Origin of the sequence: Pseudomonas rossensis, from assembly GCF_039888995.1 — a bacterium.
In the GTDB taxonomy this organism is placed as follows: domain Bacteria; phylum Pseudomonadota; class Gammaproteobacteria; order Pseudomonadales; family Pseudomonadaceae; genus Aquipseudomonas; species Aquipseudomonas rossensis.
The window spans coordinates 1-19,965 of record NZ_JBBWCB010000074.1 but is presented as its reverse complement, the minus strand read 5'-3'; the positions used below and the strand labels follow the sequence as shown (position 1 = coordinate 19,965).

19 protein-coding genes and 1 pseudogene are annotated in these 19,965 nt (G+C 58.0%); 14 read left to right on the top strand and 6 right to left on the bottom strand.

Annotation, left to right across the window (positions count from 1 at the left end; genetic code table 11):
* Positions 1-94 precede the first annotated feature (94 nt).
* Together WLY71_RS19140 and WLY71_RS19135 are read left to right on the top strand one after the other, a co-directional pair.
* Positions 95-1,003 carry a LysR substrate-binding domain-containing protein gene (locus tag WLY71_RS19140; RefSeq protein WP_347804786.1) on the top strand — a complete coding sequence of 303 codons (909 nt, stop codon included), beginning with the start codon at positions 95-97 and terminating at the stop codon, positions 1,001-1,003.
* Positions 1,000-1,359, top strand: coding sequence for an MmcQ/YjbR family DNA-binding protein (locus WLY71_RS19135; RefSeq protein WP_347804785.1), 360 nt, complete (start codon positions 1,000-1,002; stop codon positions 1,357-1,359). The genes WLY71_RS19140 and WLY71_RS19135 overlap by 4 nt, the downstream gene beginning before the upstream one ends.
* On the opposite strand, the gene WLY71_RS19130 is transcribed toward WLY71_RS19135, so the two are convergent.
* Both WLY71_RS19130 and WLY71_RS19125 read right to left on the bottom strand, forming a co-directional pair.
* Entirely contained in the window at positions 1,356-1,784 is a 429-nt protein-coding gene (locus tag WLY71_RS19130; RefSeq protein ID WP_347804784.1) for a DUF1294 domain-containing protein, read from the bottom strand. The genes WLY71_RS19135 and WLY71_RS19130 overlap by 4 nt on opposite strands.
* Positions 1,781-2,611 carry an undecaprenyl-diphosphate phosphatase gene (locus tag WLY71_RS19125; RefSeq protein WP_347804783.1) on the bottom strand — a complete coding sequence of 277 codons (831 nt, stop codon included), beginning with the start codon at positions 2,609-2,611 and terminating at the stop codon, positions 1,781-1,783. Before WLY71_RS19125 ends, WLY71_RS19130 begins: the two co-directional genes overlap by 4 nt.
* A gap of 294 nt (positions 2,612-2,905) precedes the next feature.
* Here WLY71_RS19125 and WLY71_RS19120 point away from each other — a divergent pair, with 294 nt between their 5' ends.
* The 9 genes from WLY71_RS19120 to fapF all read left to right on the top strand — a co-directional run bounded on the left by WLY71_RS19120 (position 2,906) and on the right by fapF (position 11,483).
* Positions 2,906-4,540 (top strand): methyl-accepting chemotaxis protein, encoded by a 1,635-nt coding sequence (locus WLY71_RS19120; protein WP_347804782.1) that lies wholly within the window; start codon positions 2,906-2,908, stop codon positions 4,538-4,540.
* 145 nt (positions 4,541-4,685) lie between these two features.
* A complete protein-coding gene (gene pnuC, locus WLY71_RS19115) occupies positions 4,686-5,249 on the top strand; it encodes a nicotinamide riboside transporter PnuC (protein WP_347804781.1) in 564 nt (187 codons plus the stop codon).
* Positions 5,246-5,770 (top strand): AAA family ATPase, encoded by a 525-nt coding sequence (locus WLY71_RS19110; RefSeq protein ID WP_347804780.1) that lies wholly within the window; start codon positions 5,246-5,248, stop codon positions 5,768-5,770. The genes pnuC and WLY71_RS19110 overlap by 4 nt, the downstream gene beginning before the upstream one ends.
* Before the next feature lie 331 nt (positions 5,771-6,101).
* On the top strand, positions 6,102-6,539 hold the full coding sequence (gene fapA / locus WLY71_RS19105; RefSeq protein ID WP_347804779.1) for a hypothetical protein: 438 nt from the start codon (positions 6,102-6,104) through the stop codon (positions 6,537-6,539).
* Position 6,540: 1 nt separating this feature from the next.
* Positions 6,541-7,113 carry a fibril amyloid subunit FapB gene (gene fapB / locus WLY71_RS19100; RefSeq protein WP_347804778.1) on the top strand — a complete coding sequence of 191 codons (573 nt, stop codon included), beginning with the start codon at positions 6,541-6,543 and terminating at the stop codon, positions 7,111-7,113.
* A gap of 51 nt (positions 7,114-7,164) precedes the next feature.
* A complete protein-coding gene (locus tag WLY71_RS19095) occupies positions 7,165-8,637 on the top strand; it encodes a heme utilization protein (protein ID WP_347804777.1) in 1,473 nt (490 codons plus the stop codon).
* Between the two features lie 63 nt (positions 8,638-8,700).
* Positions 8,701-9,381 carry a C39 family peptidase gene (locus WLY71_RS19090; protein ID WP_347804776.1) on the top strand — a complete coding sequence of 227 codons (681 nt, stop codon included), beginning with the start codon at positions 8,701-8,703 and terminating at the stop codon, positions 9,379-9,381.
* 34 nt (positions 9,382-9,415) lie between these two features.
* Positions 9,416-10,156, top strand: coding sequence for a fibril amyloid subunit FapE (fapE, locus tag WLY71_RS19085; protein ID WP_347804775.1), 741 nt, complete (start codon positions 9,416-9,418; stop codon positions 10,154-10,156).
* A 46-nt stretch (positions 10,157-10,202) separates the two neighbouring features.
* The gene (fapF, locus tag WLY71_RS19080; RefSeq protein ID WP_347804774.1) at positions 10,203-11,483 is read left to right on the top strand and encodes a fibril amyloid transporter FapF; all 1,281 of its coding nucleotides are present in this window, start codon (positions 10,203-10,205) and stop codon (positions 11,481-11,483) included.
* A 156-nt stretch (positions 11,484-11,639) separates the two neighbouring features.
* Here fapF and WLY71_RS19075 read toward each other — a convergent pair whose 3' ends face one another.
* On the bottom strand, positions 11,640-12,965 hold the full coding sequence (locus WLY71_RS19075; protein WP_347804773.1) for a sigma-54 dependent transcriptional regulator: 1,326 nt from the start codon (positions 12,963-12,965) through the stop codon (positions 11,640-11,642).
* Between the two features lie 342 nt (positions 12,966-13,307).
* Here WLY71_RS19075 and WLY71_RS19070 point away from each other — a divergent pair, with 342 nt between their 5' ends.
* From WLY71_RS19070 to nhaB, 3 genes and pseudogenes are all read left to right on the top strand, one after another.
* Positions 13,308-13,577 carry a hypothetical protein gene (locus WLY71_RS19070; protein WP_008149930.1) on the top strand — a complete coding sequence of 90 codons (270 nt, stop codon included), beginning with the start codon at positions 13,308-13,310 and terminating at the stop codon, positions 13,575-13,577.
* Positions 13,578-13,816: 239 nt separating this feature from the next.
* Positions 13,817-15,105: pseudogene (locus WLY71_RS19065) on the top strand (NHL repeat-containing protein).
* 78 nt (positions 15,106-15,183) lie between these two features.
* Complete coding sequence (gene nhaB / locus WLY71_RS19060) at positions 15,184-16,686, top strand: sodium/proton antiporter NhaB (RefSeq protein ID WP_347804772.1); 1,503 nt, start codon at positions 15,184-15,186, stop codon at positions 16,684-16,686.
* 119 nt (positions 16,687-16,805) lie between these two features.
* Here nhaB and WLY71_RS19055 read toward each other — a convergent pair whose 3' ends face one another.
* The 3 genes from WLY71_RS19055 to gnd form a co-directional block, all read right to left on the bottom strand.
* Positions 16,806-17,627, bottom strand: coding sequence for an HAD family hydrolase (locus tag WLY71_RS19055; RefSeq protein ID WP_347804771.1), 822 nt, complete (start codon positions 17,625-17,627; stop codon positions 16,806-16,808).
* Positions 17,624-19,147, bottom strand: coding sequence for a glucose-6-phosphate dehydrogenase (gene zwf, locus WLY71_RS19050; protein ID WP_347804770.1), 1,524 nt, complete (start codon positions 19,145-19,147; stop codon positions 17,624-17,626). Before zwf ends, WLY71_RS19055 begins: the two co-directional genes overlap by 4 nt.
* Positions 19,144-19,965: phosphogluconate dehydrogenase (NAD(+)-dependent, decarboxylating) (gene gnd, locus WLY71_RS19045; protein ID WP_347804769.1), on the bottom strand; the 822-nt coding region annotated here is incomplete at its 5' end. The genes gnd and zwf, both read right to left, overlap by 4 nt.

The window sequence follows — 19,965 nt, the reverse complement described above, 5'->3', positions numbered from 1 at the left end:
CTGATGGGGGGAATCCTACAGACGAAACCAATAGCTGATTAGACTGCAACAATGCGATAGTTCGTCCCACTGATAGAACAATCGAGCTCACACCATGCAAGACCTCAATGATCTCTACTACTTCGCCAAGGTGGTTGAAGCCGGCGGCTTCGCTGCGGCCGGGCGTTTGCTCGGAATTCCCAAGTCGCGGTTGTCGCGGCGCATCGCCGAGCTGGAAGAGCGTCTCGGCGCGCGCCTGCTGCAACGCACCACCCGACAACTGAAGTTGACCGCCGTGGGTGAACGTTACCTGCGGCACTGTCAGGCAATGCTGCTGGAAGCCGAAATGGCCGACGAAGCCGTCGCCAGTATGTCCAGCGAACCTCGCGGGCGTTTGCGGGTGTCCTGCCCCGTCGGGCTGGCCCACCAAATTCTGCCGACAGTGATCAGCGATTTCCTTGAGCAGTATCCTCAGGTTCAACTGGAGGTCATGTTGCTCAACCGCCGCGTCGACCTGGTGACCGAGGGCGTCGATGTGGCGCTGCGGGTGCGTGAGTTGGGCGATGAGGATCCGCTGCTGGTCACCCGACGTTTGCGCCAGGCGCAGATGGCGCTGGTCGCCAGCCCCGGTTTTTTGCACGGACGTGAAATCAACCACCCCGAAGACTTGAAAAACCTGCCCGTGCTCGGCGCCCTGGAAGCCGACCGCCTGGTGCATATCCGCATGCTCGACCAACAGGGCAAAAGCTGCGATCTCACCCTCGAAGCGCGATTGGGCATCGATGACTTTATCGTGCGCAAGGCCTGCACCCTCGCCGGCCAGGGTTTTACCATGTTGCCTATGATGTATTGCGAGCAGGAACTGGAAAACGGCTCGCTGGTGCAGTTGCTGCCCGAGTGGTCGTTGCCTGGCGGCTGGCTGCAAGCGGTCTACCCTCATCGGCGCGGGGTGATGCCGGCCGTACGCGCCTGGCTTGACCATTTGATCGAGTCATTCAATGACTGTGGGGACCGACTGATATGAAGGCTGGACGCATGAGCGAAGAGGATGCCGCGCAATTCTGTCTCGCGCTACCGGGTGCGCGGGAAGACTACAAGTGGGGTGGCGTACCGGTGTTTTCGATTGCAGGGAACAAGATGTTTGCCTTGCAGAATCTGCGGGGCGAATCCCTGGCCTTCAAGGTCGACAAGGATTTGTTTCTCGGTCATTGCGACCGCCCGGGAATCCGCCCGGCGCCGTATCTGGCGCGGGCTCAGTGGATCATCATGGAAACGCCCTACCCGTTGGGCCCTGAAGAGCTGCAAGGCTTGTTGCAGCGTTCCCATCAATTGGTGGTGAGCAAGTTGCCCAAGCGCACCCAGGTCGGACTGCTGCTTTAAAGCAGCGCGAAAAGATGGGCGCCGAGAAACAGCTGGTCGATCCAGAACACCTGATGCATCAGAACGATGATCCAGAACACCAACTGAAACGAGAGCTTGCGCGTCTTGTGCCGAAACAGCTGCTGCGCCAGCAAGGCGCCCGGCCAGCCTCCGGCGAGTTCCACCGCATGCAGCACGTTCTCCGGTGTGCGCCAACTGTCGGCGCGCGCCTTGCGCTTGTCGCTCCAGTACAGCAAGAACGCCAGCAGGCTGACGACCCCGTACGCCGCCAACGGAATCACGGAAACCCCGCGCAGCCACAACGACATCGAGCCGAACAGCGGCAGCACGCACAGGACCGCAAACACCAACAATTTCAGCTGAAGATTGCGAATTTCTCCTGCGGGTTTGCGTCCGGGGTTGTTGCGCGCGCTGGCGTCATTCATGGCTTGACCGCGGCCCAGTCAACCCAGCCGAACTGCCAGGTGGCCAGGATGACCAGGCCGAATGCGATGCGATACCAGGCAAACGCCGCATAGCTGTGGCTGCCGATGAACACGAGCAAGGCTCTGACGGCAATCATCGCGAAGATGAACGCCGTGACGAAACCGATCGCGAACACCGGAAAATCAGACGGAACGAACAGGTCGCGATACTTGTAGCCCGAGTACACCGCCGCGCCGACCATGGTCGGCATCGCCAGGAAGAAAGAAAACTCGGTGGCGGTCTTGCGCGACAAGCCGAACAGCAAACCGCCAATGATCGTCGAGCCGGAACGCGAGGTCCCTGGGATCATTGCCAGGCACTGGGCGAAGCCAACTTTCAGGGCGTCTTTCCAGGTGATTTCGTCGACGGTGTGGGCATGCACTTCATGCTGACGCTGCTCAGCCCACAGCATGACGATACCGCCCACGACCAACGCCGTGGCCACGGTGATCGGGTTGAACAGATACTCGTGGATCAGATCAGCGAAAATCACCCCCAACACTACCGCCGGCAGGAAGGCGATCAGCAGGTTCGCGGTAAAGCGTCGAGCGTTTGGCTGCGTCGGCAAACCGATAACCACATCGAATATCTTGCGGCGAAACTCCCACACCACCGCCAGAATCGCGCCCAACTGAATAATGATGTTGAAGGCCATGGCCCGCTCGCCACCGAAGTCGAGCAGGTCAGCCACAATGATCTGGTGGCCGGTACTGGAAATCGGCAAAAACTCCGTCAGCCCTTCTACAACCCCAAGAATCAATGCCGAAAAGGCAGTCCAAAGATCCATCAATCCCCCAAGAAGCGATGCGCCACGGCATGCCCCGTTAATATTTTTTCCGAACGTTTACTGCGATCAGCCTAGCTGAAGTCCCGCGCGCACAGGATCCAGACGAAACCATAAAAATTCCGTGAAAAATCAACTTGGATTCAGGTTTTTCCGTGCGGGGCCGAAATCCTATCAGACAAGTCTGATTAACGCTGCCGCGTTATTGGACTTGGGTCGGATATAACCGATTGGCAAAGTGTGGTTGGATGCTGGCGATCATTTATTACAAGAAAAAGAATCCGGAGTGACAGCGTTATGAACAGCTTGCGCAGTATGTCGATCAGCCGACGCTTGTGGCTCATCTTGATCGTGGCCGTCCTGATGCTAATGACGTTGGGCGTCTTGATGCTCAAGCAGATTCACGATGACCTGTACCACGCCAAGGCTCAGAAAACCCAGCATGTGGTGCAAACCGCCAGTGGCATTCTGACCTATTACCACGACCTCGAAACCGCCGGCACGCTCACCCGCGATGCTGCGCAGAAGCAGGCACTGAGCGCCGTTCGCGGCCTGCGTTATGACCAGAACGACTACTTCTGGATCAATGACCTGACGCCGGTGATGATCATGCACCCGGCCAATCCGAAACTCGATGGCCAGAACCTCTCGGCGATCCGCGACCCGGACGGTTTTGCCCTGTTTAACGAAATGGTCGCCGTCGCCAAGGCCAAGGGTGCCGGCACGGTCGATTATCGCTGGCCGAAACCGGGCGCCAGCGCGCCGGTAGAAAAAACCTCCTACATCAAACTCTTCGAGCCCTGGGGCTGGGTGATCGGTTCGGGCGTGTATATCGATGACATGCAGGCCGAGTTTTATAGCCAGGTCTGGAAGGCCTCGTTCGTGGGGCTAGTGATTGCCCTGATCATGGCATTGCTGGTGATCCTGATTGCCCGCAGCATCGTGCGTCCACTGCAGGAAACCGTGAACGCCATGGCCAACATCGCCAGCGGCGAGAGCGACCTCACCCGCAGCCTTGACACTCATGGCCAGGATGAAGTCACGCAACTGGCACGCCACTTCAACGCCTTCACCACCAAGCTGCGACTGGTGATCAGGGAACTGCAAGTGTCCGCCAGTGCCTTGGGCCAGTCTTCCAGCGAACTGGGCAATGATGCCGCCCAGGCCCAGCAACGCAGTCAGCAACAGTCCCAGCAAATGGAACTGGTGGCTACGGCAATCAATGAAGTGACGTATGGCGTGCACGATGTCGCGAAAAACGCCGAGCACGCCGCCAGCGAAATGCGCGATGCCGAGTCTCAGGCGCAGCAAGGTCAGGTCAACATCGATGGCAGCCTGCAACAGATCGACAAGCTGTCGTCCACCATCGATCAGGCGGTGGAAGTGATTCGTACCCTGGCCGCCGAAAGCACGCAGATCGGCAGCGTCCTCGAAGTGATCCGCTCCATCGCCGAACAAACTAACCTGTTGGCCCTCAACGCGGCCATCGAAGCCGCCCGGGCTGGCGAGCAAGGTCGCGGTTTTGCAGTGGTGGCCGATGAAGTGCGACTGCTGGCCCAGCGTACCCAGAAGTCCACGGCCGAGATCCAGTCGATGATCGAACGCCTGCAAAGCCACTCCGAAGCGGCGGTCAAAGTGATCGGCGACAGCAGCCGTGCATCGCAGTTGACCATCGAGCAGGCCGGCCTGGCCGGTGCAAGCCTGAATGCCATTGCCCAGGCGCTGCGCAACCTCAACGGGTTGAACGCCTCCATCGCCAGCGCTACCTTGCAACAGGCGCATGTAGTCGAGGACATCAACCAGAACGTCACCCAGGCGGCCGGTTTGTCCCACAGCACAGCGCTGGCGGCCGAACAGTCGAGCGTGGCCAGCGTTCATCTGAAGGAATTGAGTGAGCAGTTGAACGGGCTGCTCAAGCAGTTCCGGGTGTAACCCGAAAAGATCGCAGCCTGCGGCAGCTCCTACAAGGAAATGCGTTCGGCGTAGGAGCTGCCGCAGGCTGCGATCTTTTGATCTTCAAACTTCGCTCCTTCCCGTTACAATCCGCCCCCTCTTCGACTTCTCCCAAGGAACCTCCATGTCCGGGCTTGAACTGTTTGCCGCTGCCCTCGGTGTCATTGCCGTCTGGTTGACGGTCAAACAGAACCCTTGGTGCTGGCCGATCGGTCTGGTCATGGTGCTGCTTTATAGCTGGATCTTTTTTGAGGTGAAGCTCTACTCGGACATGCTCCTGCAGGTGATCTACGCCGCATTGCAACTCTATGGCTGGTGGCAGTGGACGCATGCGGGGGGCGCGCACCATGGTCGGCAGGTCAGCCTGCTCGACGGTAAATCGGTCGCTATCAGTCTGGTCATTGGAGCGGTCGGCAGTCTGTTGCTGGGCGCTGCAATGGCGAACTGGACCGATGCCGCACAACCCTGGCTCGATGCGGCACTGACTGGCTTCAGCCTGGTGGCGCAGTTATGGATGGCGCAAAAACGCGTTCAATGCTGGCCGCTTTGGTTCACCCTGGATGTGATCTTCGTCGGGCTGTTTATCTACAAAGACCTGTACCTGACCGCCGGGCTCTACGCGCTGTTCGCCCTGATTGCCGTGCAAGGCTGGCGGGAATGGCGGGGCGATCCGGCGTTGCGCACATGAAAGTTCTGGTACTCACAGGCCCCGAATCCAGCGGCAAGAGTTGGCTGGCAGCCGAGTTACAGCAGCATTTCGGCGGGGTCCTGGTAGACGAATATGTACGCTGGTTCATCGAACAAAACCCACGAGATACCTGCCTGGCCGACATTCCGGAAATCGCCCGAGGGCAGCTGAAATGGGAGGACGAGGCACGCGCCCGGCAGCCGCATTTGCTGATTCTCGACACTCACTTGCTGAGCAACATCCTCTGGAGCCAGACCTTGTTTGGCGCTTGCCCGACGTGGATCGAGCAAGCATTGCTGGCACGGCACTACGACCTGCATTTGCTGCTGAGCCCTGAAACCGTGGCCTGGCATGACGACGGGCAGCGTTGCCAACCGCAACTGGCAGAACGCCAGGCGTTTTTCCAGGCCAGCCGCCAATGGCTTGACCTGCACCGCCAGCCTTGCCAGGTGCTGCAAGGTGATTGGAAACAGCGCAAGGACGCGGCATTCGAGGCTGTGACCCGCTTGCTCAAGGCCTGACCGGGTACCCGCCCTGCCGCAAATGTCCATTCATGAAACACTCACCTCTGCGCAAACCCGCGAGTTAAAGCGGCTCAAGCACGCCGGCAAGAAAATGTTAAGCCACTGATACAACCTGCCTTCAGCGCCCTTTAGCGAGCAATGCCGCCAGCATGGACGGCACTTTTGCCTGGCTCTGTCTCAGTGGCGTTACAATTTTTTTTTGACAACCTCGACAATTAAAGCCAACCAACTGTTTTTAAAAGAAAAACAAAAACCGGCACATCTTCTGCTCTCTTCCTCGCAACGCTGATAAGGGTCCAGCGTTCCACTTACAGAAGGAATTGCCGCCGTGGGGAAATTTGATAAAAGCATCTACACCCTCCTGCTGATCGGATTCGCACTGAGCTCAGGTGTCTGCCTGCCTGTACAGGCTGACAACGGCATCATCATTATCAAACGTGATGTCCAGCCGCGCATGGCAACACGTGCGCCGCTGATTCCCGACCCTAGCCCCACGACCGCCAATGCCAACCCGTCCAAACAAATCATCAGTCAAACGAACGAGTTGAGCGACGGCGACTTTGCCGGTGTTGCCAGTGGTGCAGGCATCTCCCGCCTGGTCACTCAAAACACCAACAACCTGGGCGGCAATATCAGCAACCAGACCCAGCTTTCCAACCTCCCCGCTGGACGCTCGGGAAATGCCGGAAACGGTATTGCCAACATGGTTAATTCAAGCGTCCAGCAAGGCCTGGGTGCTCTGAAAGTCATAACGGGAGACCGTTAAGATGAATCGTACGCTGCTGATTATCGCCATGTTTTGCAGTGCATCGACCTTTGCCCAATCTCCCGTCATCAATAACGCCGACATCGACGGCTCGGGCACACAGTACCAGGGCAACCTCGCGGTCAACCAGGCCGCCGGCGATCTCCAGCAACAGGCTAACGCCCGGGCCATCGCCGTTGGCCATGGAGCCAGCGCGACCACACAGATTCGCCAACGGCTGCGTACGGTGGTCGACCCCAGGATCGATGCTCGATCCAGCATTCAAGGCGACTCCTTCAGCCACGGCAACGGCGTACTGGGCGTCAACCAGAGCGCGGGCGCCAGCAACCAGCAAGCCAATGCCCTGCGGATAAGCATTGGCACACAGCCGCAAAGTATCGACGACAGCGTCCTCAGGCAACAGAACGTGGCGCTGATCACTAACTCCGATCCAACTGACTCTGCACCAGGCTATCGCCAGGTCGCTACCAGCGATCAGGCCTTCACCGGTAGCCGTGGGGTGATCCAGTTGAATCAGAGCGCCGGGGTGGGAAACCGAACGGCCAACACCCTGAGCGTCCGGGTCACGGATTGACCCAAACAGGTAGGTACAACACTTAACCTAAAATAAGTACGGAGAATCACCATGAAACCTTCGATGGCAATAAAGCCTCTGGTTTTTGCAATTGCTGCGGTCTTGGCTGTAGCTGCACAAGCGGGTCAGAACGATCGACGTGGTAACCATAATGGTCATCATAACGGTGGCCACCACACTCCTCCTCCAACCTGGATCCAAACCAAAGCGACCGCCAATGCAAACGATAGGCAGACCAGTACCGGCAACCGCATCCACAACGAAGGGACTCAGAACTCAGCCGAGATGAACAGCTCTGCCTCAGGCGCGAGCGGCAACGTCGGCGTCAACGTGGCAGCAGGCGCGGGCAACCAACAAGACAACGCGGCCGCCATCGCAAACGCTGGCTCCGACTCCAGTCTCGATAACAGCTTTGTGTTCGGCACTTCCCAAGCCAGCGCTAGAGTCTCGCAATACAGCAACAATAATAAGGTCAACAACTACGGCGTCACAAACTCTGCCGTGATGAGCGGATCGGGCGATGGCAGTAGCGGCAACATGGGTATCAACATTGCTGGCGGCGACCTCAACCAGCAGAAAAACACCATGGCAATTGCCAACTCCAATGCCCCGCTGGGTAACGCAACAGCCACCGCCTCTGCCAATCAAAACGGTCCTGGCCTGATAGTGAATAACACCGCTGATCGGACCTACCGCGTAGATACGATTACCGTTACCAACACGGCCAGCGGTAGTTTCTCTAAAGATAAGTCATTCGAGCTTAGCGGCAGTGAAAGCGCTTCTTCGAGCTGGGCCGCGGCCGGAGCCAAGAGCTCTAATTCCAGCGGTTCCCTTAGCGTTGATATAAGCGGTTCGGAGAGCAGTTCTGCGAGCGGTTCCAACAGCAGTTCTGCGAGCGGTTCTAACAGCAGTTCTGCGAGCGGTTCCAACAGCAGCAGTGCAAGCGGTTCTTCGAGTGCATCCTTGAACGCTTCCCTGGGCGCTACTTTGGACATTGATACGGCGGCTTCCAGTTCCACTACCGTCAACAATGGCTTTGGCGATCGCACCCGCAGCAGGAGTTCCGAGGCATCGCTTAGCGCATCGCTTGACGCAACGCTTGACGTAGCGGTAAACAAATCGTTCGACAAATCGAGCGAATCCTCGTTCGACAGATCTCGCGACTCCTCGTACGACAGATCTCACGAATCCTCGTACGACCAATCGCGCGATTCCTCGTTCGAAAAATCGTTCGATAAGTCGTTCGAGAAATCGAACGCCTCCTCGTTCGAAAAATCGGCCAGTAAATCGTCCGAATCCGAGTTCGCAAAAGCGGGAAGCTTCAGTGAGAGCAGTTCATTTGATTTGAGCAACACCTACTCCTATCAAGTGCTGACTCCAACTGGCTGGGCAAACCCTGTGACCAACACTGCAACCCTGAGCGGTTCGGTGAATGGTGGCAGTGGCAACCTGGGCGTCAACGTGGCTGCCGGTGTGGGTAACCAACAAAGCAACTCGCTGGCCATTTCCAATCAGTCGTTCTAATTGCTGTCTCTGGAGGCCCCCTTATGGGGGCCTTTTTTCAACACAACCAGAAGGCATCCCACTATGCGCATTATCGCCTTGGCATTTTTGCTTTGCGTGACCAGTGTTAGCGAGGCTGCACAAATACCGCTTTCCGTCCTGCCGGGCGGCGCGGTGGTGTTCAAGCCGATCCAAAGCGTGCGTGAGCGCAAGTTTGCCGACCTGGTCCAACAGAAAACCGACTTCAGTTGCGGCGCAGCTGCGCTGGCAACGGTATTGCGTCAGGCCTATTGGCTGGACGTGAACGAAGAACAAATCATCGAAGGCATGCTGGCACACTCCGATCAGGATCTTGTCCGCGTCCAGGGCTTTTCCATGCTCGACATGAAGCGCTACGTGGAAAGTATCGGCATGCGGGCCCGTGGTTACCGGGTTGCGCAGGAAACGTTGAGCGAGATCAGAATTCCGGTTGTGGTACTCATGGATATCCGTGGCTACAAACATTTTGTGGTTATGCAAAGAGTTCATAAGGGCTGGGTCTATATCGGAGATCCGGTACTCGGTCATAAACGTTACAAAGTCGAAGACTTTGTAAAAGGCTGGAACGGCATCATCTTTGCCATCATCGGCCAGGGCTACGACAAAACCAATGCGTTGCTCGACCCACCCCTGCCACTGACCGCCAAGAACCGCATCAACACCTTCAGCCCGGTGCAAGACGCAGAGTTGATGGATTTCGGATTCATCCAAAGCGACTTCTTCTAATAACAAGGGAGCACGACGCTCCGGGAGCATTCCCATGAAGACTCCAATCTGGCTGGCGATGGTTTGCCTGGCCACCAGCCTGCCGACCCAGGCACAGATATTCAAACCCATTGAACTGAACGATCAGGAATTGGCGAGCCTGCGAGGCCGCTATGTCATGCCGGGACGGATCGTCAGTTTCGGCATTGTCATGACCAGCACTTGGCAAAATGCCAACGGTGAACTGATCGGGGCAACTTCCTCGATGCAAATTCAACAATCGACCATCACGCCACAGTTCTATGTGTCGATAATCAACGAAAAAGGTAATGGCTCAGCGAGTTCGCAAGGCACCGGTACCGTCATTGGCGGCAGCGGCCTCAACAGCACCGAAGGCGTCACTCAAGTCGTGCGTGCTGCCGGCGACCATAACACTGCCTACAACAACGTTGATATCAACGTCACAAGGGCTAACCAAGCGCCAACAACGCAACAGCAGGGCCAGGCATTGGCCGCAGGCTCGACGTTGGTCGGCGCCAATGGCGCGGGCTCGCTGAGCATTTCCTCGGCCGGTACGGGTGTGCAACTCAACATAGTGGCCAACAACAACCAGGGCAGTACCGTACAACGCCTGGGCCAGGGTGGGCTGATGCAGAACACGACTTTGCTCGGCGGTGGCAACCAGGTCCGCAACCTCACGTCCCTCAATGTCGTGCTGCGTGACAACGTGGCGACAGCCGGGTCGCTGAACGGCAACCTGGACCAGCTCAAAGGTCTTCGCACTCAAGGATTCTGATCTACGCTCAGTCTCATCAGATAAAGTCAGAAGGGACGGCTAATCCATGCACCGATCGTTAACGTTCAGAGCTATCGTTTGTTTGAGTAGCCTGGCCCCGGCAACACTGCTATACGCAGCACCGGACCCCCAGGTCGAGATACTAAAACAAGAACTCATGGAGTTGAAACAGCGTTACGAAGCACAACAGAACGCGCTGATGGTACTCGAGCAACGCGTTCGCCAAGTCGAAGAAACACCTGCGACACCGGCTCCCAAACGCCTGACCAAATCCCCTGCCGAAACGACCCGGGGTGGCCAGACGGTGGCCGCCGGTGCGCCGGGAACCACAGGCAGTTCATACGGCCAATCGCTCAAGGATGATTCGGAGCCTGCGCAAAGCGTTTCCAACCTGTATGACGAAGCCAGCGGCTTCTTCGGTGGCGGCAAGTTCAGCGTCGAAACCGGCCTGACCTACACGCACTACGATACCCGTGCATTGGTACTTAACGGCTTCCTGGCACTGGACTCGATTTTCCTCGGCAACATCAACCTCGACCGCATCAAGGCCGACAACTGGACCCTGGACCTGACCGCCCGCTACAACACGGGACAACGCTGGCAGTTCGACATTAACGTCCCCGTGGTTTATCGCCAATCCACGTATTCCTCCGGTGGCGCCGGTGGCGCTGGCCCGGTGACGTCGGACGCAACCGTTACCCGCGACCCGACCATTGGCGATGTGAACGTTGGCGTTGCTTACAAGTTTCTGGATGAGTCAGCCAACCTGCCCGACGCGGTCGTTACACTGCGCGTCAAGGCGCCGACCGGTGATGACCCTTACGGCATCAAGCTGGTCAATGACCCGGCCAACGATAACCTCTCGGTACCCGAGGACTTGCCTACCGGCAACGGTGTCTGGGCGATCACCCCGGGTATCTCGCTGGTCAAGACCTTCGACCCGGCCGTGCTGTTCGGCAGCCTGTCCTACACCTACAACATTGAAGACTCTTTCAGCGACATCAGCCCTCAGATCAACTCCAAGGTGCCCGGTGACGTGAAACTGGGCAACTCCTGGCAGGTCGGCGCCGGCATTGCTTTCGCCTTGAACGAGAAGATGAGTATGTCGTTCTCGTTCACCGACCAGTTCGCCAGCAAGAGCAAGATCAAGCCGGACGGTGGCGATTGGCAATCGATTACCAACAGCGATTACAACTCGGCCAACTTCAACATCGGCATGACGCTGGCAGCAACCGATAACCTGACGATCGTTCCCAACCTGTCCATCGGTCTGACCGACGACTCGCCAGACTTTTCCTTCAGCCTGAAATTCCCGTACTACTTCTAATCCACAACAACAAAGCCCCGCTGCGACTTCAATCCCAGCGGGTTTTTTTTTGTTGTAGATCAAAAGATCGCAGCCTTCGGCAGCTCCTACAGGGTGAACGCATTCCAATGTAGGAGCTGCCGAAGGCTGCGATCTTGTGATCTTTAGATCTTGCGTCTAACGTATCTGATGCTTGTGCAACAAACGGTAGAAGGTAGGCCTGGATATCCCCAGCACCTTGGCGGCGATGCTCAAATTATCGCTGTGGCGGTTAAGTACATCGCACAAGGCCTGGCGCTCTGCCCGGTGCTTGTAGTTTTCCAGCGTGCCCATCGGCGCGGCAACGGCCTGCTGGCTGATCAGCCCCAGGTCTCGCGCTTCGATCTGCCGGCCTTCGGCCAGTACCAACCCGCGACGTACCCGGTTGGCCAGCTCGCGCACATTGCCCGGCCAGTCATGCTTGCCCATGGCAATCAAGGCGTCCTCACTGAAGCTGCGCGGACGGCGGCCGGTTTCATGACTGTAGAAATGGGAAAAGTGGTTGGCCAGCATCGACAGATCGCCATTACGCTCACGTAAGGGCGCGGTCACGACCTGCAACACGTTCAGGCGATAATACAGATCTTCGCGAAAGCGTTTCTTTTCGATCGCGGCCTCAAGATCGACATGGGTCGCGGCCAATACCCGCACATCCACAGGAATCGGCTGACTGCCGCCCACCCGCTCGATGTGCTTTTCCTGGAGGAAACGCAACAGGTTCGCCTGCAGCTCCAGGGGCAGATCACCGATCTCGTCGAGAAACAGCGTGCCGCCGTTAGCCGCTTCGATCCGCCCGACCTTGCGTTGATGGGCGCCAGTAAAAGCACCCTTCTCGTGGCCAAACAGTTCGGACTGGATCAAGTGTTCTGGAATTGCGCCGCAATTGATCGCGACAAAGGGTTTGCTGTGACGTTGGGATTGTCGATGGAGCGTGCGGGCGACCAGTTCTTTACCGGTACCGCTTTCACCACGGATCAATACCGGAGACTCGGTGGGCGCCAGCTTGCTCAGCAACTTGCGCAGTTCGCGAACGGGTTTGCTGTCGCCAAGCAGCTCGTGTTCAGGCTGATCAATGTGAACCGTGCCCTGCCCGCGCAGGCGTGCCATCCCGAATGCCCGACCCAGCGTCACCTGAACCCGAGACACATCGAATGGCAAGGTATGGAAATCGAAGAACCATTCGCAGACAAAGTCCCCGACATTCTGCAATCGCAGGACTTCCTGGTTGAGTACGGCGATCCACTCGGTACCGCTACGGCTGATCAGCTCTTTGACGGCTTCCGGGCGTTCGAGGTGAAAAGGCTGCAAACGCAACAGGCCGACGTCGCAAGTTTTGTCCCCTGCGTTTTCCAGGCTGCAGCTGTCAACATCCCAACCCACAGAGCGTAAACCCGGCAATAGACGATGACAGTCGTCGCAGGGGTCCACTACTAACAGACGTCGTAAGGCAGGCGCTTCGATCATGGCTGTTCCTTGGCGCCAAATTTATGAAATATTATTAAAAACAGTCGTTTGGCGGACCTGGCTGTAACGTTAGCAATAATTTGACGTGACCTTGTACCGTTTGACTATAGAGCGGTTGCGTTATTAGTTATAAGAAGCGGCTTAGTTAGTTACCTAACGAGTCCTTCCTTTCATTCAGCTTTCAAATCCTGTCCACACCTTGAGCCAATCAAAGAAAGTTGATATTTCTTTTAATTGTATGTGACCCGCCCCCCGGTTGCGGGCATCAGTACAAGTAACCAGCCGAACGGTAAGCCCAACCGACGGCACATCACTTGATTGGGCATACAGAGAGAAAAACCCATGAACGCCCCGCTCCGCATCAACGAAGCTCTTTTGATTGCCGACCGCGCATTCCAACCGTTCCAATGCGTGGCCTGGGCCCCACAAGACGGTAATGGCGAACTCAGCCTGACCGTTATCGATCGCACCAACACCCGCAGCATCGGCCGTAAGCAGATCCCAAGCAGTGCCTATACCGATCCTGCGCAACTTGAATGCCTGCTTGAAGCGGCACGTGCGGAATTGAGCGAGGAGGGTTACAAACTCCAATCGTGGTCGATGCCACACTAAGCGTTTTGCGGGTTACCAAACGGTAACCCGCGCCCTCCCCCGATTATTGTTCGAACTTGCACGCGACCAACCACTTGGCAGGCTTGTCAGTGGGTCGAAAAGACACTGTTCTGGCACACAGCGACCCTCCGTCTGTTAGTTATGACAGTTGTGCATCCAGGCGTTCAGGGATTGAATGTTTCCTTATACAGTCGCCACCCAAACTCCCGGTTCAGGACGACTCGCAAGGAGCTGCGTGCATGTCAATCCAGACCGCGTTTGCATTACCGGCAACCCTGAACAACGCCGGCAAACTTGATACAACCTTTGCCTCGTCTGGCAAAACCCAGGTGTATTTCGCTGGCAGCCTCTCGAGCATGGCCAACGGGGTCGCGATTGATTCACGTGGCAGGTTGTTAATCGCGGCGAAGGTCGGAACGCCAGGCGGTAGCCGCTTCGGCGTGGCACGCTTGCTCGACGACGGCTCGGCAGATCTGGCGTTCGGCAATCAAGGCAGCGTCATCGGGCAATTTGAACACGGCTTCGAGGCCATGGCCGGCAAAGTCCACGTCTGCCTGATGGGCACATTCTGGTAGCCGGCCTGCACTACGAAAATGCTCACCGGACACTGCCCGCCCTTGCCCTGTTTGATCAGCATGGTCGGCCGGCTCGATGTTTTGGCGACAATGGCCGCTGCGTCGTGCGTCTGCCGGGCGGTCTTTCCCGAGGCATGCGTGACACTTGGCTCCCCCCCGGCGTATCGGGTGCAGAAGCTTGTGATTTCTGCGTGCAGGAGGATGGTCGAATCCTGCTGCAGGCCAATCATCACTTCGAACTGTCCGATCATGTCGGCATGCTGATACGGCTCAACACCGACGGCTCGCTGGACGACACCTTCAACGGTCGTGGCTTTGTGATTGTCAGGCACTTGCTGATGAACACCTGGCTCAGCAGCCTCATGGTGCAACGAGACGGCCGGATCCTGGTGGGCGGGTCGATCAACTTCCCTGAAGAAGGTCTGCTGGCCCGCTATCAAACCGACGGCAGGCTCGACGATTGTTTCGCCGTGGATGGTTTCATGACCTTCAAGGCACGTGGGTATAGCGCTCAGGTCAGCCAGATCGTCCAACAGGAAAATGGCGATGTGCAGTGCTTTGGCAGCAGCCGCGACCCGATGCATTGCATGGCACTGAAAGTACACAGCAACGGTCGCCCGGACATTCATTGCAATGGAGGCCAGGCCCAATTGCTGGAAATCGGTCACAGCGGCTGCCAGTGGACCGACGCACAGGCACTGCCGGACGGCTGCGTGGTGACGGTCGGAGCCACGATCGGCGGCGTCGAGGCGGATTTCATTCTGGCGCGGCATCTGCCCGACGGGCAACTCGATCGCAGCTTCGGCAATGGCACCGGTTGGGTTCGCACCCGCCTGGGCCGCAGCCTGGATACCGCGACTTCCGTGGTCATGCAGGCCGACGGAAACATTGTCGTCGGAGGCTATTCACTGGATGGCAACTATCGAGCGATCGTCGCACGCTATCTGGCGTAGGCCTGCACAGTTTTCCTACACTTGATCTTCCCTTCTGCTTACGGCAAGTTGCGCGCTTCTTAATACAAGGAGTAGCCGATGCCCGGTTCAATGGCACAGGCGTTCGCGCACAATTTTCTCGGGCATTCACCCCGCTGGTACAAGGCAAGCATTGTCGGCTTCCTGATTCTCAACGCATTGGCGCTGTGGACCGTAGGCCCGGTGGTGACCGGCTGGTTGCTGGTGCTGGAGTTTATCTTCACCCTGGCCATGGCGCTCAAGTGTTATCCGTTAATGCCCGGCGGCCTGCTGTTGATCGAAGCACTGTTGCTGAAGATGACCACGCCCCAGGCACTCTACGACGAGCTGGTGCACAACTTCCCGGTGATCCTGCTGCTGATGTTCATGGTGGCCGGCATCTACTTCATGAAAGACCTGCTGCTGTTTCTGTTCTCACGACTGCTGCTCGGGGTTCGCTCCAAGGCGCTGCTGGCGTTGATGTTCTGCTTCCTGTCGGCGTTTCTGTCGGCGTTTCTTGATGCCTTGACCGTGACCGCCGTGATCATCAGTGCAGCCGTCGGGTTCTACTCGGTGTATCACCGCGTCGCCTCGGGCAACGATCCGCGTCAGGACAGCGAGTTTGGCGATGACCAGCACCTGCCCACACTCCATCACGCCGACCTCGAACAATTCCGCGCCTTTCTGCGCAGCCTGCTGATGCACGGTGCCGTGGGTACCGCACTGGGCGGTGTTTGCACATTGGTCGGTGAGCCGCAGAACCTGCTGATCGGCCACGAGATGGGCTGGCACTTCTCTGAGTTCTTTCTGAAAGTCGCCCCGGTTTCATTGCCGGTCCTGGTGGCAGGCCTGGTGACCTGCGTCCTGCTGGAGAAACTTCGCTGGTTCGGTTACGGCACGCTGTTGCCGGACAACGTGCGTGCGGTTCTGGCCAATTACGCTGCAGAAGACAATGCCGAACGCACCTCGCGCCAACGTGCAGCACTCATCGTGCAGGGATTGGCAGCGCTGATTCTGATTGCGGGGTTGGCGTTCCATATTGCTGAGGTCGGCCTGATCGGCTTGATGGTGATCGTGCTGATCACCGCATTCACTGGCATCACCGACGAGCACCGTATCGGCAACGCGTTCAAGGACGCCATGCCGTTCACAGCGCTGCTAGTGGTGTTTTTCGCGGTGGTGGCGGTGATTCACGATCAGCAACTGTTCACGCCTTTGATCCAGTGGGTGTTGGCGCTGCCAGCGGATCAACAGCCGGGCATGCTGTTTATTGCCAACGGCTTGCTGTCGGCCATCAGCGATAACGTGTTCGTCGCGACCATTTACATCACCGAAGTCAAACAGGCCTTCATCTCCGGCCACATGAGCCGTGAGCATTTCGAGACGCTGGCGATTGCGATCAACACCGGCACCAACCTGCCGAGCGTGGCGACGCCCAATGGTCAGGCTGCGTTTCTGTTCCTGCTGACCTCGGCGATTGCACCGCTGATTCGACTGTCGTACGGACGGATGGTGTGGATGGCGTTGCCGTACACCGTGGTGATGGGTGTTCTTGGCTGGTATGCCGTGAGTTTCTGGCTGTAACACCAATCAACCTGTAGGAGCTGTCGAGTGCAACGAGGCTGCGATCTTTTGATCTTCGCTTGTAAAAGCAACATCAAAAGATCGCAGCCTCGCTGCACTCGACAGCTCCTACAGGGGTTTCAGCGTTTCAGGATGTAGCGCTCGATTGCCTGCGCCGCGCCGTCCTCGGTATTGGCGCCCGTCACCACGTCCGCCTGGCGCTTCACCGCCTCTTCCGACTGCCCCATGGCGATCGACAAGCCTGCGCGGTGAAACATCGCCGGGTCGTTGCCGCCATCGCCCAGCGCCGCGGTCTGCTCCAGCGGCACACCGAGAAATTCGGCCAGTGTCGCCAGCGCTGCACCCTTGTTGGCTTGCATCGCGGTCACGTCCAGATAAATCGGCTGTGAACGGGAGACCTGTGCCTGGCCTTCCACTTTGGGCAGCAGGAGCGCTTCCAGCTCAATCAACAACTGCGTGTTGTTGCTGGTGGCGACGATCTTGTCGATGCGTTCCAGGTACGGCTCAAAACTCTCGACCACCACTGGCGGATAACCCAGGCCGTGCTGTTCACGAGGCACCATTGGGCCGTTCGGGTCTTTCAGCAACCAGTCGCCACCACTGAACACCCAGATTTCGATGTCCGGCCGGTCGGCAAACAACGCCAGAGTGGTCAGCGCCGCCGTTGCCGGCAAGTAATACGCGACCAGCAAACTGCCGTCCGGATTGACGATGGTGCCGCCATTGAAGGCTGCCGTTGGCAGGTCGACGCCCAGGGCTTCAATCTGCTGCAACATGGCTTTGGGTGGACGACCGGTGGCCAGGCTGAACAACACGCCCGCCTCGCGCAAGGAGCGGACCGCTGAGAGGGTGCGTTGGCTGAGGCTGTGATCGGGCAGCAACAAGGTGCCGTCCATGTCACTGAGTAAAAAACGGATGGGTTGCGACGTTGTATCACTCATCCGAGACCGTGCCAGACGCGACCATCGCGAGTCAGGAGATCTTCTGCAGCCAGCGGGCCGTCTTCGCCAGCGGCATAGCTCTGCACGCTCGCGTCCTGCTGCCAGGCATCAAGGAAAGGCTGCACGGCGCGCCAGCCGTTCTCGATGTTGTCGGCGCGCTGGAACAGCGTCTGATCGCCGGTCAGGCAATCGTAGATCAGGGTTTCATAGCCGGTGGACGGCTGCATTTCAAAGAAATCCTTGTAGGCAAACCCCAGTTCGATATTGGCCATTTTCAAGGCTGGACCGGGCCGTTTGGCCAGCAGATCGAACCACATGCCTTCGTTAGGCTGAATCTGGATTCGCAGATAGGTCGGTTGCAGCTCATCGACTTCAGTATCGCGGAACTGCGCATACGGCGCCGGTTTGAAGCAGATGACAATCTCGGTGTCGCGCACGCTCATGCGCTTGCCGGTGCGCAGGTAAAACGGCACGCCGACCCAGCGCCAGTTGTCGATCATGACCTTAAGTGCCACATAGGTTTCGGTGTTGCTGTCGGGCGCCACGTTGTTTTCCTGGCGATACCCCGGCAACGGCTTGCCGTCGATTTCGCCGGGCGCGTATTGGCCGCGCACAGAATTGGCCAGCGCTTCCTCGACTGTCCAGGGACGAATCGCACCGACCACCTTGGCTTTCTCACCGCGTACCGCATCGGCGCCAAAGGCGGCCGGCGGCTCCATCGCGACCATTGCCAGCAATTGGAACAGGTGATTGGGCACCATGTCCCGCATGGCGCCGGTGTGTTCATAAAAACTGCCACGGGTTTCCACGCCGACGGTTTCGGCGGCGGTGATTTGTACGTGGTCGATGTAGTGGTTGTTCCAGAACGCTTCGAACAGGCTGTTGGAGAACCGGCTGATCAAAATGTTCTGCACGGTTTCCTTGCCCAGATAGTGATCGATCCGGTAGATCTGGTTTTCCGTCATCACCTTGAGCAAACAAGTGTTCAAGGCTTCGGCAGTATGCAGATCGGAACCGAAGGGTTTTTCGATCACTACCCTTCTGAACGCTTCTGGCGACTCTTGCAGCAAGCCGGCGGCGCCGAGACGACGCACCACTTCGCTGAAGAAACGTGGCGCGGTGGCCAGGTAGAAGACAGCGTTGCCAGTACCGCTGGCGGCGATTTTCGCCGCCAGCGCTTGATAAGTGCTGTCGTCCAGGAAGTCGCCCTGGACGTAGCTGATGCCTTTGGCCAGTTTGGCCCACAGTTCCGGATCAAGGGCTTGATCGCCCTTGCCGACCTTGCTCGCCACTTCAGCTCGAATGAAATCTTCGAGCTTGCGGGCAAAGGCTTCATCGGTGATGGCGTTGTGGTCAACGCCGATGATCCGCAGTCCATCCCCAAGCAGACCGTCACGACTCAGGTTGTACAGCGCCGGCATCAGCAGACGCTTGACCAGATCACCATGGGCACCGAACAGAAACAGCGTGGTCGGTGGTGCGGGTTCTGCCTTGGATTTATTGCGGATCAGACGGGTCATTTTTTCGAAGTCTCCACATGGCCGCCGAAGCCGAAGCGCTGGGCCGAGAGAATCTTGTCGCCAAAGGTGCCTTGCCCGCGCGAACGGTAGCGGGAGAACAGCGAGTTCGACAGCACCGGTACAGGCACCGATTGCTCCATGGCGGCTTCGATGGTCCAGCGACCTTCACCGCTGTCAGCCACTTCGCCTGTGTAACCGTCGAGTTTAGGATCGCTGGCCAGCGCGTCGGCGGTCAGGTCGAGCAACCAGGACGACACGACGCTGCCACGACGCCAGACTTCGGCGATGTCGCCTACGTTCAGGTCGAAACGCTGGTCTTCCGGCAGGTTGGTGCTGGCCTTGGTCTTGAGGATGTCGAAGCCTTCGGCGAAGGCCTGCATCATTCCGTATTCGATGCCGTTGTGGATCATTTTCACGAAATGGCCCGAACCGGCCGGGCCTGCGTGGATGTAACCGCGCTCGGCACGATCGTCTTCGGACTTGCGGTCCTTGGTGCGAGGGATGTCGCCCAGTCCCGGTGCAAGGCTCTCGAACAGCGGATCAAGGCGTTTAACCACCTCGGCTTCGCCACCGATCATCATGCAGTAGCCCCGCTCCAGGCCCCAGACGCCGCCGGAGGTGCCAACGTCGACGTAGTGCAGGCCTTTTTCCGAGAGGTTTTTCGCCCGGCGGATGTCGTCCTTATAGAAGGTGTTGCCGCCGTCGATGATGGTATCGCCAGCTTCGAGCAAGGTGCTCAGGGTGTCGATGGTGTCTTCGGTCGGTGCGCCGGCCGGCAGCATGACCCACACCGCACGTGGCTTGGCCAGGCCAGCGAC

Coding starts and splice junctions, on each gene's coding strand:
- WLY71_RS19140 (WP_347804786.1), top strand. CDS start 95: ATGCAAGACCTCAATGATCTCTACTACTTCGCCAAGGTGGTTGAAGCC.
- WLY71_RS19135 (WP_347804785.1), top strand. CDS start 1,000: ATGAAGGCTGGACGCATGAGCGAAGAGGATGCCGCGCAATTCTGTCTC.
- WLY71_RS19130 (WP_347804784.1), bottom strand. CDS start 1,784: ATGAATGACGCCAGCGCGCGCAACAACCCCGGACGCAAACCCGCAGGA.
- WLY71_RS19125 (WP_347804783.1), bottom strand. CDS start 2,611: ATGGATCTTTGGACTGCCTTTTCGGCATTGATTCTTGGGGTTGTAGAA.
- WLY71_RS19120 (WP_347804782.1), top strand. CDS start 2,906: ATGAACAGCTTGCGCAGTATGTCGATCAGCCGACGCTTGTGGCTCATC.
- pnuC (WP_347804781.1), top strand. CDS start 4,686: ATGTCCGGGCTTGAACTGTTTGCCGCTGCCCTCGGTGTCATTGCCGTC.
- WLY71_RS19110 (WP_347804780.1), top strand. CDS start 5,246: ATGAAAGTTCTGGTACTCACAGGCCCCGAATCCAGCGGCAAGAGTTGG.
- fapB (WP_347804778.1), top strand. CDS start 6,541: ATGAATCGTACGCTGCTGATTATCGCCATGTTTTGCAGTGCATCGACC.
- WLY71_RS19095 (WP_347804777.1), top strand. CDS start 7,165: ATGAAACCTTCGATGGCAATAAAGCCTCTGGTTTTTGCAATTGCTGCG.
- WLY71_RS19090 (WP_347804776.1), top strand. CDS start 8,701: ATGCGCATTATCGCCTTGGCATTTTTGCTTTGCGTGACCAGTGTTAGC.
- fapE (WP_347804775.1), top strand. CDS start 9,416: ATGAAGACTCCAATCTGGCTGGCGATGGTTTGCCTGGCCACCAGCCTG.
- fapF (WP_347804774.1), top strand. CDS start 10,203: ATGCACCGATCGTTAACGTTCAGAGCTATCGTTTGTTTGAGTAGCCTG.
- WLY71_RS19075 (WP_347804773.1), bottom strand. CDS start 12,965: ATGATCGAAGCGCCTGCCTTACGACGTCTGTTAGTAGTGGACCCCTGC.
- WLY71_RS19070 (WP_008149930.1), top strand. CDS start 13,308: ATGAACGCCCCGCTCCGCATCAACGAAGCTCTTTTGATTGCCGACCGC.
- nhaB (WP_347804772.1), top strand. CDS start 15,184: ATGCCCGGTTCAATGGCACAGGCGTTCGCGCACAATTTTCTCGGGCAT.
- WLY71_RS19055 (WP_347804771.1), bottom strand. CDS start 17,627: ATGAGTGATACAACGTCGCAACCCATCCGTTTTTTACTCAGTGACATG.
- zwf (WP_347804770.1), bottom strand. CDS start 19,147: ATGACCCGTCTGATCCGCAATAAATCCAAGGCAGAACCCGCACCACCG.